Origin of the sequence: Streptococcus mitis SK564 (genome assembly GCF_000148525.1) — a bacterium.
GTDB classification, from domain to species: Bacteria; Bacillota; Bacilli; order Lactobacillales; family Streptococcaceae; genus Streptococcus; species Streptococcus mitis_H.
In genome coordinates this window covers 20,789-35,339 of the sequence record NZ_AEDU01000007.1, presented here as the reverse complement: position 1 = coordinate 35,339, position 14,551 = coordinate 20,789, and the positions used below count along the sequence as shown (strand labels likewise).

General features: G+C 40.6%; 10 protein-coding genes and 1 pseudogene. 1 reads left to right on the top strand and 10 read right to left on the bottom strand.

Translation table 11 applies throughout. The features are described 5' to 3' along the window. Positions 1 to 11: 11 nt before the first annotated feature. The 7 genes from SMSK564_RS04855 to SMSK564_RS04825 all read right to left on the bottom strand — a co-directional run bounded on the left by SMSK564_RS04855 (position 12) and on the right by SMSK564_RS04825 (position 9,006). Positions 12 to 575: an HAD family hydrolase gene (locus SMSK564_RS04855; RefSeq protein ID WP_025170890.1), complete on the bottom strand. Its 564-nt coding sequence runs from the start codon at positions 573 to 575 to the stop codon at positions 12 to 14. An 85-nt stretch (positions 576 to 660) separates the two neighbouring features. Then, positions 661 to 1,215: a DJ-1 family glyoxalase III gene (locus tag SMSK564_RS04850; protein WP_000241405.1), complete on the bottom strand. Its 555-nt coding sequence runs from the start codon at positions 1,213 to 1,215 to the stop codon at positions 661 to 663. 10 nt (positions 1,216 to 1,225) lie between these two features. Further along, complete coding sequence (locus SMSK564_RS04845) at positions 1,226 to 2,449, bottom strand: FtsW/RodA/SpoVE family cell cycle protein (protein ID WP_000830664.1); 1,224 nt, start codon at positions 2,447 to 2,449, stop codon at positions 1,226 to 1,228. 36 nt (positions 2,450 to 2,485) lie between these two features. Continuing rightward, on the bottom strand, positions 2,486 to 4,936 hold the full coding sequence (locus tag SMSK564_RS04840) for a bifunctional DnaQ family exonuclease/ATP-dependent helicase (RefSeq protein WP_000848726.1): 2,451 nt from the start codon (positions 4,934 to 4,936) through the stop codon (positions 2,486 to 2,488). Positions 4,937 to 5,133: 197 nt separating this feature from the next. Further along, positions 5,134 to 6,063 carry a peptidase U32 family protein gene (locus tag SMSK564_RS04835; RefSeq protein WP_000411191.1) on the bottom strand — a complete coding sequence of 310 codons (930 nt, stop codon included), beginning with the start codon at positions 6,061 to 6,063 and terminating at the stop codon, positions 5,134 to 5,136. 575 nt (positions 6,064 to 6,638) lie between these two features. Further along, positions 6,639 to 8,276, bottom strand: a complete 1,638-nt coding sequence (locus tag SMSK564_RS04830; protein WP_001237561.1) for a hypothetical protein — start codon at positions 8,274 to 8,276, stop codon at positions 6,639 to 6,641. Beyond that, a complete protein-coding gene (locus SMSK564_RS04825; RefSeq protein ID WP_000569205.1) occupies positions 8,257 to 9,006 on the bottom strand; it encodes an ABC transporter ATP-binding protein in 750 nt (249 codons plus the stop codon). Before SMSK564_RS04825 ends, SMSK564_RS04830 begins: the two co-directional genes overlap by 20 nt. Positions 9,007 to 9,184: 178 nt before the next feature. On the opposite strand from SMSK564_RS04825, the gene SMSK564_RS04820 reads away from it, so the two are divergent. Beyond that, on the top strand, positions 9,185 to 10,639 hold the full coding sequence (locus SMSK564_RS04820; protein ID WP_001181040.1) for an alpha-amylase: 1,455 nt from the start codon (positions 9,185 to 9,187) through the stop codon (positions 10,637 to 10,639). Positions 10,640 to 10,879: 240 nt separating this feature from the next. Here the strand turns inward: SMSK564_RS04820 and alaS are convergent, their stop codons facing one another. The 3 genes and pseudogenes from alaS to SMSK564_RS04800 all read right to left on the bottom strand — a co-directional run bounded on the left by alaS (position 10,880) and on the right by SMSK564_RS04800 (position 14,531). Beyond that, the gene (gene alaS, locus SMSK564_RS04810; protein ID WP_000811760.1) at positions 10,880 to 13,498 is read right to left on the bottom strand and encodes an alanine--tRNA ligase; all 2,619 of its coding nucleotides are present in this window, start codon (positions 13,496 to 13,498) and stop codon (positions 10,880 to 10,882) included. A 21-nt stretch (positions 13,499 to 13,519) separates the two neighbouring features. Further along, positions 13,520 to 14,005: an LURP-one-related/scramblase family protein gene (locus tag SMSK564_RS04805; RefSeq protein ID WP_000847062.1), complete on the bottom strand. Its 486-nt coding sequence runs from the start codon at positions 14,003 to 14,005 to the stop codon at positions 13,520 to 13,522. 274 nt (positions 14,006 to 14,279) lie between these two features. Further along, positions 14,280 to 14,531: pseudogene (locus tag SMSK564_RS04800) on the bottom strand (hypothetical protein). Positions 14,532 to 14,551 lie beyond the last annotated feature (20 nt).

Sequence of the window (14,551 nt, the reverse complement as noted above, 5' to 3'; positions counted from 1 at the left end):
ATTCCTTTTTCTTACATGTCTAATACTTGTCTTAAATTCACGATACTGGTAAACAAGTGGGTATCCAGTCCAGCGGCTTGCCCTGCTTTAATATCAATCGGCCGATCACCAATAACAAGACCAGAGCTAATCTGATACTTTTCTCTTAAATAAATCATGGACTCAGGATTTGGCTTTCTCTTAAAACCTGAGCTAGAAGTGACTACTTCTGTAAAATAGGTTGCTATAGAGGTTTTTTCTAAAATTTCCAAGACCTGATCATTTCGATGAGAAACCAAAAAATGACGCCCACCTTGATTTGAAATGTCTGCTAATAAGTCAGAAACTCCATCAAACAAAATCGGGTGTTCAAGCTCTCTGGCTTCATTTTCCTTGTATTTTTCTAAAAAATGCTCTAAGTCGGGAGCGAATGTCTTAATCGCAAAATCAGTAGAAACCTTTAAAGCTTGATAGACACTGTCATGGTCTTTTCTGATACCATACAGCGCTAAAGTTTCAACAAATGCAGCTGTTGAAGCTTCATAATTATCCAGTAAAGTGCCACCTAAATCCCAGATATAATCGTGATATTTCATAGCTTTCATTATACCATTTTTTCCTTAAAAAAGCGATGATTTCTCTGAGTTTTCAGCATAAAAAAACGAGAGTTTGACTCCCGTTTTACTGATTTTTACCAAAGACATCTCGATAGAGCATTCCTGTTCGTAAAGTCTCTGCGTCTCCTCCTAATTGCTCCACCAACTCATAGGCAAAGGCAAGGGCTGTAGAGGGACCTCGACTGGTTGTCAAGTGACCATCTACCACTACTGTTTCCTTGACGTAGTGACCATCAAGGATTTGCTCTTGAACACCGTCATAACAAGTGTATTCCTTGTTTTTCAATAGCCCTGCTTGATTAAGGGCAATTGGTGCCGCACAAATGGCTGCTAGTTTCTTCCCTTCCCGTTCGAAGCGTTGCAACTCTTGAATCAAGGCCTGATTGTCACGCAAATGTGCAGAACCAGGCATCCCTCCAGGAAGGACAATCATGTCATAGTCTGATAAATCACCATCAAAGACACGATCTGCTCTTACTTGGATTGCATGTGAACCCGTCACTTGTTCTTCAAAACCAACCATATCACAAGTGATATTTGCCCGACGCAAAACATCCACAACTGTCAAAGCTTCAATTTCTTCAAAGCCCTGAGCTAACATAACTGCTACTTTAACCATGATTTTCTCCTTATTTGATTCGTTTTAAAACAACCTTTTTCCGTTTGAAAGGGACTTTTCCACTCTTTTCTTCAGCTAGATTGGTTTGATAACTCATCGATAAAAGCAAGCCAACACCGATCAAGTTACTGATAATAGCCGATCCCCCTTGCGAAATAAAAGGCAGAGGAATCCCAGTCAAAGGAAGCAAGCCAGTAACAGCACCGATATTCTCAAAGATATGGAAGAGCAACATCATAATCAAACCTGTGGAAATATAGGTGTAGAACTGGTTATTTGATTTAAGAGTAATCTTTAACATACGGTAAATCAGCATGAGATAAAGGGCAATAACAAGAACAGAGCCAATAAATCCAAAATCTTCTGCAATGACCGTGAAAATCATATCCGACTCTCTAACTGGAATAAGCAAATTAGAAGCATTAAAACCTTGACCAAATAAGCCACCACTCCCAATGGCAATCTGTCCTTGAGCCTGCTGATAAGTGGTTGTTTGGGCAAAATCAAATGTATTAAGCCAAGCCAAAATACGGTTGATTTGGTAGGTCGGCATTCCCAGTTGATGGAGAAAAGCCCGGCCGTCCTTACTGATAAAAATGGCTAAGAAACCAACAATACCTGTTACAGCAGTCACAAATACTGGGATAATAATTTTCCAAGAAACCCCTGATAATAAAACGATTCCTGAGAAAATAGCTACAAAAACCAAGGCAGTTCCTAAGTCACTTTGAAGTGCCAAAAGAACTAAGACTGGAATGGTAAAGAGAATCATCCAAAAAATTAACAAAAAGTCCAGTGGAACTGTGCGTCTCCATTCCTTATGTTTTTTTGTAAATTGGACAATCACACGAGCCAACATGAGGATATAGGATATCTTCATAAATTCTGATGGTTGGAATAGGGTAATTCCATTTATTGATACCCAGTTTTTGGCACCCGTTGATGCAACTAAGCTTGGATTATAAAAGACAATCGGCAAGACCATAAGTCCCAAGCCTAAAATATACAGAAAGGGGGTCACCTTCCAAAGAAATTCTGTATTAAAAAGCATGACCACAAAACCAATCACAAGCCCCAAGGCGATCCAGGCGACCTGCTGCCCTAGAATGGGCAGAATATTGTTTGGATAATCATGACTAACAGCTATATAGATAGCCACCACGCCAATAACCAGTAAAAAAAATACTGGCAATAGCAAACTATAATCGACTCTAGAGTCGAGAGAACGTTTCATATATACTAACCTTATACTTTCATACAATACTATTTATCAAAGTTCATTTAAAAATTTATCAACAGCCTCATCAACTTCGGATCGAGAGACGGTTTTAACAGTCGCTTCTTTTGCTAGAGAAGTCACTATTTGCTTGCCATATCGTTTTCCGACGATTCTTCTATCCAGAATGAGGGTTAAGGAACGTTGGTGTTCACGTCTCATACTTCTTCCCAAAGCCTGTTTTAAACGAATAATAGCCATCGGCAATTGATAATCATAAAAGGCATTTTTCCCTTCTTGATTCAATTCCTGATTAATCTTTTTCGTCAAGGGATCTTGAGGATTTTGGAAAGGAAGTCTTGGTACAACTTGAATCACAAAAGGATGACTTGAAAAATCAACTCCCTCCCAGAAACTTGCTGCACCAAGCAAGATTTGTTGTTCTCCTTTTTCAAAGCGTTTCTTCAGTTGATGAACATCGCCATTTTTATACTGGGCCAGATGGCTAACTGGAAGTAAATCCGATACTGCTAGAAGCATGTCTTTGGCAGTAAAGAGAACCAAAATTGGTTGCTGGAAAGCTTGAACATTCATTAGCAAATCAGCTACCTCTTTGGCATAGACTTCTAAGGAAGTTTCTGTTACTAGAGGGAAATCTTTGACCAAGACCACTTCTTGATCCTGTTTTTTACCAGCTTCAATCTTGACAAATTTGGCTTCAGGGTAACCTAAAAGGTCTGCCAAAGAAACTCTTTGACTGATCTCAAGAGTGGCCGACACTCCCAAGACTTGACATGAATTTGGCACTAAGGAAGATAGAAGGATTCGACCTGATTTTGTAGAAGAAATCTGAATTTTCTTCTGACTAGTTTCAGTTGCTTCAAGCCAGTAATCACCTTCAGCAGTAAAATAGCGAACCAATTCCTCAAAGCCTTCTACCTCTAATTCTGAAAAATACTGGTGGAGATTGGCAAGAGAATCCAAGATACTCTTCTTAGATTTTCCAGACTGAAATTGTTCTATCAAGTAGAGACACTCAAAGCGAATACTTTCTAGTATTCGTTGCTGGACCCTGTTTTCTTCTTCCACTAAAGCCTTATCAACTAAAGCAATAATAGACTGGATATCGTAGGTCTGTTGAAGCAGATTTTCTAGAGCTAACAAAACTTTTTGGACTTCATCAATAATCAATAAACGGTCGCTGACAAATTCAGGATTATCTTCAAGTCTGGTTACTAGATAGGCATGATTGGTCACTAAAAGCTTACAGACCTTTGCCCTTTCTTGACTACGTTTCCAGAAATCTTCCGTCACAAATAAGCTTTTAGAAGATAAATTCCCATCATGACGAAGGTCTGTCAGAAAATGTTGGTAGCGGTAGAGTTGGCCGATTTCATCCAAATCCCCAGTTTCTGTCTCTGTCAACCAGACCAAGAGTTGCATTTTAAAACGTCTAAATAAGCGATTTTCATCATTTTCCTGCAAGGAACGATAAAAAGCATCCAACTTCAGGTAATTTTGTGGTCCCTTTAAAGAATGAATATCTGTATGGAACACCTCTTTAAGACGTTTACCTTCTTCTTCCATGATTTGATTTTGAAGAATCTTTGTCGGAACGCTAAGGACAATCTGACGATTTTCCACTTGGGACAAAGCGGGTAAGAGATAGCCATAGGTTTTCCCAATCCCTGTCGGCGCTTGAATTAATGAGACAGGCTCATCTTTCAATAGCAAGCCAACCTCTTTAGCAAAATTTTCTTGCTCCTCCCTCACTTCAAGATTCAACAGAGAAATATTTTTAGAAAAGTCTTGAGATAGCTTTCGTGACTTCAGAGGAGCTGCAGGTTTCTTGAAATACAGTCCTTGAACTTCGACCAAGTCTGGAGAACTCAGGATAGATTGGTTTCGATAAATTTCTTCAATAACCAGATAGGACTCATATAAGAGAGCGTCAGCCATTTCCAGCAAGCGTTCCAAGAGACCTTTAGGGAGCTGGGCTATCTTTTCTCGAAGAAAAAGGAGTAATTCCGCTGTAGCTTGGGCATCTGAAAGGGCTGTGTGGGCGTGCTTTAGAGGAATTCCTAATTCTCGACACAATATCGGCAAACTATATTTTTCCATTTCTGGGAAAAAAACCTGGGCCAATTCCACCGTATCAACACGAGGATTTCTTAGCTCATAACCTTCAAAAAATAAATTTTCCGCCAAGAGATTAGCATCAAACTGAACATTATGGGCTACAAAAATCCCATCCTCCACCAAGTCAAAGATTTTTCTAGCAACTTGCGAAAAATCAGGTGCTTGCGCCAGACGTTGGTCAGTTAGCCCTGTCAATTCTTTAATATGAGCATCCAGAGGTTCGTGTGGATTGACATCCGTCGAATAGTGATCGACGATTTTTCCGTCCTCAATCACGACAATTCCCACTTGGATAATTTTAGCCTTACTACCTGTGCTAGTTGCCTCTAAATCAACCACAACATAGCGATTACCAATCGTTTTCATTATAAAAAATTATACCAAAAAAAGGGTCATTTGGCACCTGCAAACATGGGATAATTTTCAAACTCAAGAAGGTTACTTTTCTTAAAAATCTCAGTAAGTCGAGCATCCTAGCCTGCTGATTTTTGAAAATGGTGAGGAAACAAGAAAAATTGAGAGAAGAAATTTTAAATTTTCCTTCTCTCAATGAATCATTTACTTTATTTAACCATATCAGGATCGTAGTCATAGAATCCTGTATCAAGGAATCGGTTTTTAGGGTGAAGTTTACGAACTTCTTCATCCAGCAAGAAGGCTTGGTCATGGCTAAAGTTTCCCTCTTGAATCAAGCTACGCGCTTGGATAAAGAGTTTTGCAATCTCAACAAAGTTCTGACCAGGAGTGTAGAGACCTTCTAGTTTCCAGTGAGTGAAACCATGCTCCACCAATTCTGTCAATTTGGTCATCAAATCAAGGTCATTGTTGGCAAAGATGTGGGTACCATGATTGTCTTCAAAAATGGAATAGTGGCTCTCTGGGTCACTTGGTTCTGCCAAGAAGAGGTCACGCTTGCGAGTCTTTTCATCATCTATATGCGTAAAGTTATAGTAATTTTGTAAGAGCGGACGCTTTGAATGGTGAATAACACTAGCACCGTAAACCAACACTTCAGCAGGAATTTCCAAAATCTCTGGCATTTTGAAAAGTTCAGCTGATGGAATTTCACGCGCCAAAACAGCCTCAGATGCGCCAGCCTTTTGTCCCCAGAAGTTAATCTGGCGACTGCTAGTTACCATGGTTGAAGCATCGTAGATGGTCTTAAAGGAATAACCATCGCGGTTGACTACGTAAAAGACACCTGCATCCCCAATCGTAATGTAATCTGTCTTGATTTCTTCCAAGAAATCGAGGAAGGGCTTGATACGGTCCATCATATCTTGGTGCATAAGGGCATTGACTGCAACGATCAATTCCTTACCAGCATCATGAACCAGCTTAGCGATTTCACGCAATTGGTCATAACTAAAGGTTGTTGGCAGACGAAGGCCAAAATCTTTCTCACCGACATAGATACGGTCTACGCCAGCTTCGAGCAGTTGTTTAACTTGTTCAATACTTTCAGCAGTTGCTGTAATGATAATCTTTTCCATAAGGAAAATTATACCACATTTCTATCAAATCAGCCAAGACTTATCAGAGTTTTACAAATAGGAATTATTTCAGGGTAACTTCTCAAAGTAACTTCCATTTGCCTGACCAAAGTGGAAATTAGTCTAATACTCTTCAAACCACGTCAGCTTTATCTGCAACCCCAAAGCGATGTTTTGAGCAACCTGAGGCTAGCTTCCTAGTTTGATTTTTGTTTTTCATTGAGTATAAAACGGATTTTTATAAGAATAACTAGATGAAAGGCAAACCCCGAAGTATGAGAGAGCTCGCCAGTAACAATGATTTTGTATGCTATCCATAAATAGCAAACATCTCAAGCTCCATTAATCTTCAAAACATCATAGATAAGATCTAATCCTAAATTTAAGCAATTGATGCTGTAGGATTTATACATTGTTATAAATTTCTAGTCGTTTTGTTTTTATGATAAGAAAAATGGCATAGAAAAACGAGTATCTCCATCTACGGAAATGCTCGTTTTTTTGCTAGTTAGAAGTGATTTTTTGCTCAGCCTCATTTCTTTTTATAAAATTTATCAAGCAAGCGACCAACTAGCTCATCTTTTTTCTATTTCTGTCAATATGCGTGACAGGTAGTAATGATAGCCAAAAATAGCAAGAGCAAGCAAGAGGATAAGAACTCCTACTCCCAAGCTGATGGCAAGGACAGGGGCGAGAGAGCGAACCAAGAATAAGCTCCCTATTACAAGGGCCATTAAGATTGCACTATAAATAAAAATCAAAACAATTGCGACTATACGATTTGAACGGTTCACCAAGTCCGTAATGTTACTCCAATTTGTTGACAAATTTTTCACGTCCTTAAGGTAATGGTGGCAAGAAAGGATGACACTGGCAAGGATCCAGACTACAAGAAGATAAATCATCGAAAGGATGGGCAAGCCTAGATATAGAGAAAGGCCAAGTAAAGTCAGAACTGGTAAAAAGGACTGGACAGCAAATATAATCCAAAATTTCACTTTCACATAACGAGCAAAGTCAAAGGGTAAACTCTTCAGAAAATCAACATTTTCCCTCTCCAAGGACAAGGCAATTGAATGCAGGCTGGTGATATTGTTATTGACAACTGCTATAAAGAGAGCTATAAAAAACAAGGGTAACCAGTATGGAGGATGAATGTCTGGAACTATCTGAGAATCTCGAATTTTGGAAATCAGACCGATCATCATGAGATAAGGAAGAAAGGCACTTGTAAAAAGCACTGTAATCACGCCAGTTCCCTGTCCCAAGAGGGTGAGGTGGTAGCGTAAAACCATACGGAAAAAGCCCTTTTTATTAGTAGTTGAAATTCTCTCCTTATTGCGACGTTCTTTCTTGACCTTCTCCTCACTGTTAAGCAGAATCACGTCATAAAAATGAGGAAGAACCTTCTTTTTGGTCAGGTAAAGTAGGAAGAGAGTTAGTCCTATCCAAGCGAGTAGACCCAGGATGGCTTCTGTCGAAAAAGGAGCCACTGCTATTTTGTAAAAGATATGAAGAGGATAAAGGAGAAATGGAATGTCTCTAACTTTGTCAACAATACTTCCAAAAGTCGACTGTAGAAAGAGGACAAATATTAAAGGTATGAGAACCCCTATCCCAATCATCACATTCGAAAAAATAGACTGATACTTTCTGAAGACCGTAGTCTGAGCCAAGAAATGTACTGCCACTACCATCACTAAAGTAACAGAGACAAATAATAAGGCCAAGGACAGCAGCATCAAAGGCAAGCCCAGCCAAAGAGAAGGAGCTAGCCTAATATAGAGGACTAGAAAATAAGCTAGGATTGGTACAATTCCAGCTAGAGCTGGCAAGAGAACAGACAGTCCTTTAGCAATTATAATCTCTGATTCTTTAAAGGCATAGGGCCTATACGATACCAAATCCTTACTCTCATAAAAGACATTGTAAAATGCAGTGAAAGAAGTTGAAAAGGCAAGCACCAGTAAAATAGCAACCATGCTACTAAAAAAACTTGGCATTTCATCAAAAGGAAAACGAAAGGCTATATTTATAAACATGAAAAGCATCAAGAGACTAGAAAAAATGTAAGAACTTAGGACTCTAGCGGAAACATTTACTTTTTTCCCAGGATTCTTAGCTTGCTTCTTTCGTAGGTTAGCCAGATTAGCTTCTTGAGATGAATAGAGGATATTGATATCAACTAATTTTTTAATGACCTTGAGACGCATCTGAAACCTCCTCTTTTCTACCAGCAAGGCTAAGGTAGATACTTTCCAAAGACTGGTCTGGGTGGTCTTTTCTCAAGTCCTCTACCTTACCACAATAGATCAAATGCCCCTTTTTCAAAATAGCAATCCGATCACAGACTTGCTCAGCTACCTCTAGGACATGGGTTGAAAACAAAACTGTCTTGCCTTTTTGTGCATGTTCCTTCATCATTTGCTTCAAATCAAAGGCAGCCTGGGGATCCAAACCAGTCAAGGGTTCGTCCAAAACCCAAATATCAGGATCAGACAAGAGTGCTCCGATGACAAAGACTTTCTGACGCATTCCGTGAGAAAGGGTTTCAATAACCTGATAACGATTTTCAGCAAAATCAAAAACGTTCAATAGCCTAGCTAGACTAGTCTCCAAGTCAGAGCTAGTCAGATCATAGGATGAAGCAATCAATTCCCAGAATTCATTGGCTGTTAAGCGTAAAAATAAGTCAGGCGAGTCTGCTACGTAGCCAATCTTTCGTTTAATAGCCAAGCGATTTTCCGATAACTCCTGACCGTCTACCAAAATACGACCACTGCTGGGTGAAATGATACTGACTAGGGATTTTATAGTGGTCGATTTTCCAGCCCCATTATGGCCAATCAAGCCCATAATCTCCCCATTTTCAATCTGCAGATTGAGATTGCTCAAAGCCTCTTTATCACCATACAACTTACTAACATTTTGAAATTCAATCATGGGATGACTCCTATCTTTATCTATATTACATACTATTATACTAGCACTTTGATACAAAAAAATCAATACTTTATTTTAAGTAGTTAAAATAGTTTCCTTCTATTTTATGCAAACGTTGGCGCTAACCAATACTTTATGATAGAATAAAGAACAAGATTGACAAGTAAGAGGAAACATCATGCAAAATCAAACACTCATGCAATACTTTGAATGGTATCTGCCCCACGATGGTCAGCACTGGACGCGTCTGGCTGAAGATGCTCCACACCTAGCTGATCTCGGTATCAGCCACGTCTGGATGCCACCAGCTTTCAAGGCTACCAATGAAAAAGATGTAGGTTATGGGGTCTATGACCTATTTGACCTTGGTGAGTTTAACCAAAAAGGTACTGTCCGCACCAAGTATGGTTTTAAAGAAGACTATCTTCAAGCTATTCAAACCCTAAAAGCACAGGGAATCCAGCCTATGGCCGATGTGGTACTCAATCACAAGGCTGCGGCCGATCACATGGAAGCTTTTCAGGTTATTGAAGTGGATCCTGTAGACCGTACAGTTGAACTTGGAGAACCCTTCACCATCAATGGCTGGACTAGCTTTACCTTCGATGGTCGCCAAGATACCTACAATGACTTCCACTGGCACTGGTACCACTTCACCGGTACAGACTACGATGCCAAACGCCGTAAGTCTGGGATTTATCTGATCCAAGGGGACAATAAGGGCTGGGCCAACGAGGAATTGGTCGATAACGAAAACGGTAACTACGACTACCTCATGTATGCCGACCTAGACTTTAAGCATCCTGAAGTCATCCAAAATATCTATGACTGGGCTGACTGGTTCATGGAGACGACTAGTATTGCTGGTTTCCGTTTGGATGCCGTTAAGCACATTGACTCTTTCTTCATGAGCAATTTTATCCGCGATATGAAGGAAAAATACGGTGAGGATTTCTATGTTTTTGGTGAATTTTGGAATCCAGACAAGGAAGCCAATCTGGACTATCTTGAAAAAACGGAAGAACGCTTTGACCTTGTCGATGTTCGTCTCCACCAGAATCTCTTTGATGCTAGCCGAGCAGGTTCCAACTATGACCTTCGTGGTATTTTTACAGATAGCTTGGTTGAACTCAAACCTTACAAGGCTGTAACCTTTGTCGACAACCACGATACCCAACGTGGTCAGGCTCTTGAGTCTACTGTTGAAGAATGGTTCAAACCAGCAGCCTATGCCCTCATTCTGTTACGCCAAAATGGCCTTCCATGTGTCTTTTACGGCGACTACTATGGAATTTCAGGGCAATATGCTCAACAAGATTTCAAAGAAGTCCTTGACCGCCTCCTAGCCATCCGAAAAAATTTGGCCTATGGAGAACAAAATGACTACTTTGATGACCCTAACTGTATCGGTTGGGTACGTTCAGGTGCTGAAAATCAATCCCCAATCGCAGTCCTTATCTCAAATGACCAAGAAAACAGCAAGTCAATGTTTGTCGGCCAAGAATGGGCTAACCAAACCTTTGTAGATTTACTTGAAAACCACCAAGGTCAAGTTATAATTGATGAGGAAGGTTATGGACAATTCCCAGTCTCAGCTGCTTCGGTAAGTGTCTGGGCAGCCAATACTATTTAATAGTTCATAATATTCAAGCCAGATCCAATCGGATTTGGCTTTTTTGTAGTCAAAAAAAGACCTACCCAAATGGATAGATCTTTATACTCAATGAAAATCAAAGAGCAAACTAGGAAGCTAGCCGCAGGTTGCTCAAAGCACTGCTTTGAGGTTGTAGATAAGACTGACGAAGTCAGTCTCATATAAAATCCAAGGCGAAGCTGACGTTGTTTGAAGAGATTTTCGAAGAGTATTACTTGATTACAATTTACCTGCTACTGCATCCAACAATTCTTGGATTTTAGCTTGGTTGCTTCCTCCTGCCATGGCCATGTCTGGTTTACCACCACCACGTCCATCGACGATTGGTGCTAATTCTTTGACAAGGTTTCCTGCATGAAGGTCTTTTGTCTTGCTTGCTACAAGGACATTGACTTTGTCACCGATAGCGGCAACTAGAACAAGAAGATCAGAGTAGTCTTTTTGTTTCCAATTATCTGCAAAGGTACGAAGGGCACCGGCATCTGATACAGACACTTGACTAGCAATGTAACGGTGACCGTTGACTTCCTTCACATCCTTGAAGATGTCGCCTGCAGCTGCAGCTGCGGCTTTTTCTTTCAACTCAGCATTTTCTTTTTGCAATTGACGAAGTTGTTCTTGAAGTCCTTCTACCTTGTGAGGTACTTCTTTAAGTTGAGGTGCTTTCAAGGTTGCTGCGACTGCTTTAAGAGCATCTTCTTGTTCACGGTAGGCTTCAAAGGCTTCCTTACCAGTCACTGCCAAGATACGGCGAGTTCCTGAACCGATCCCTTCTTCTTTGACAATCTTGAAGAGACCAATTTCAGAAGTGTTGCCAACGTGGGTACCACCACAAAGCTCGATAGAGTAGTCACCGATAGTAACAACACGGACTTCCTTGCCGTATTTCTCACCAAAGAGAGCCATAGCTCCCATTTCTTTGGCAGTGTCAATATCAGTTTCAACTGTCTTAACCTCAAGAGCTTCCCAGATTTTTTCGTTGACTTGCTGCTCAATGGCACGCAATTCTTCAGCAGTTACAGCTTGGAAGTGGGTAAAGTCAAATCTAAGGAATTCAACTTCGTTAAGAGATCCTGCTTGTGTTGCGTGGTTTCCAAGGATGTTGTGAAGAGCAGCGTGAAGCAAGTGAGTCGCAGTGTGGTTTTTCATGACACGGTGACGACGATTTGTATCAATTGCCAAGGTATATTCTTGGTTCAAAGCAAGTGGTGCATGGACTTCAACAGTGTGAAGGGCTTGTCCGTTTGGTGCTTTTTGAACATTGGTCACAGTAGCCACAAGGTTTCCTGCAGCATCCAAGATTTGACCGTGGTCAGCTACCTGTCCACCCATTTCAGCGTAGAATGGCGTTTCCGCAAAGATAAGAGAGGCAATTCCTTCTGACACAGCTTCTACTTCTGCATTGTCAGCCACGATAGCCACCAATTTAGAAGACAATTGGCTAGCATTGTAGTTGAAGACACTTTCTACTGTGATGTTTTGAAGGGTTTCATTTTGCATACCCATTGAACCACCTTTAACAGCTGATGCACGCGCGCGTTCTTGCTGTTCTTTCATGGCTGCTTCAAAACCTTCACGGTCCACAGTCATATCAGCTTCTTCAGCGATTTCTTCAGTCAATTCAACTGGGAATCCATAAGTGTCATAAAGCTTGAAGACATCTGAACCAGCAATGACAGATTGACCTTTTTCTTTCAAGTCAGCTACGATGCCTTGGGCAAAGTGTTGACCTGAGTGAAGGGTACGGGCAAATGATTCTTCCTCGCTCTTCACGATTTTCTCAATAAAGTCACGTTTTTCAAGCACTTCTGGGTAGTAGCTTTCCATGATTTTTCCAACAGTTGGAACGAGTTTGTAAAGGAAAGGCTCGTTGATACCCAATTTTTGACCATGCATAGACGCACGACGAAGGAGACGACGAAGGACATAACCACGACCTTCATTTCCTGGAAGGGCACCATCACCGATGGCAAACGAAAGAGAACGGATGTGGTCAGCGATAACCTTAAAGCTCATGTTATCGCCATCTTGGTCATAAACCTTACCAGACAATTTCTCCACTTCACGAATGATAGGCATGAATAGGTCTGTTTCAAAGTTTGTCTTAGCCCCTTGGATAACCGCCACCAAACGCTCCAAACCAGCGCCCGTATCAATGTTCTTGTGTGGCAATTCCTTGTATTCGCTACGAGGAACAGCAGGATCTGCGTTAAATTGTGACAAAACGATGTTCCAGATTTCGATATAACGGTCGTTTTCGATATCTTCTGCAAGCAGGCGAAGACCGATATTTTCCGGGTCAAAGGCTTCACCACGGTCAAAGAAGATTTCTGTATCTGGTCCAGAAGGTCCAGCACCGATTTCCCAGAAGTTATCCTCGATTGGAATCAAGTGACTTGGGTCCACTCCCACTTCAATCCAACGGTTGTATGAATCTTTATCGTCTGGATAGTAGGTCATGTAAAGTTTTTCAGCTGGGAAATCAAACCATTCTGGGCTTGTCAAAAGCTCATAAGCCCAAGTGATCGCTTCGTCACGGAAGTAATCTCCGATAGAGAAGTTCCCCAACATTTCAAACATGGTATGGTGACGTGCAGTCTTCCCTACGTTCTCGATGTCGTTGGTACGGATAGCCTTTTGAGCATTGGTAATACGTGGATTTTCAGGGATAATGGTTCCGTCAAAGTATTTCTTAAGGGTTGCTACCCCAGAGTTGATCCACAAAAGAGTTGGGTCATTTACAGGAACCAAGCTCACTGATGGTTCTACTGAGTGACCTTTGGTTGCCCAGAAATCAAGCCACATTTGGCGTACTTGTGCACTAGATAGTTGTTTCATATTGTCTCCTTATTTACTTGTTTAATGTGATTGGCTTTCCAGCATTTCCACATAGTCAATCGCGACACAGAGAGAAATGACTAGGTCTGCATAAGCATCCTCAAGAACCGTTACGCTATAGGTAGAGGTCAGATGGAAGAGTTCCTTCTTAATTTCCGCAATCAACTGATCGCGATCATCCAGCAATTTGAAATTCAAATCCCAGATACTGCCCTCGATACGAAGACCTAGATTATCAAACTCATACTTATCTCGCCAGAAGGTCAACTTCTTGCGAATGACAAAACTCGAGCCATCCCGAAGCTGAATCTCAAAACGAGGAAGCAAGGTCAAGATTTCTTTACTGATCTGACTAACTTGTTCACCAGCCGCATCATAGATAGTAAAAGTTTTGGGAATCTTAAAAAATGATCCCTCTACCTGATAGGCGATTTCTCCCCTGTCATCCTTGATAGCGAAGCGTTCGCCTCCAAGACGAAACTTTTGTTTGACAAGAAATGTTTTCATCAACACCTCCAAAAATCAAAAGACAAGTTCATATCACGAAGGGCGAAAAACCGCGGTACCACCTTCATTCAATGAACTTGTCATTCTCTTGTTCTTATGCAATTGTTAAATTGAGTAGCATGACTTCCTAGCTTAGATGGCTCGCAGCACCGCCATTTCTCTGGACTAAGACAAGTGAAAATCAATTCTCAACTTTCTTATTATAACGTTTTTTTAAGCTTGCGTCAACTGGGAATCGTCTCCGTTGAATCAGACCCATTCCCTACATCTCAGATTACTTTTTCAGGATATATTTTTTCTTACTGCCATTTTTCTTTTTATCCCAACTTTTATCCCAAAGTTTCGAATTGCTAAATATAGCTACGCAAATATTTGCAAATATAAAGTTTCCTATCACCAAATATATAGACTCAGTTGTTAGGTATTGTCAATCCAAACCATCCTTTAGATAAAATAGTATATATGTTTGCTGAACAGTCAAAAAGGTTGGCCAGAAACTTTTTTTGAAAAAAGTAGACACTTTCATTATTTGTTACCGCTCTCTGT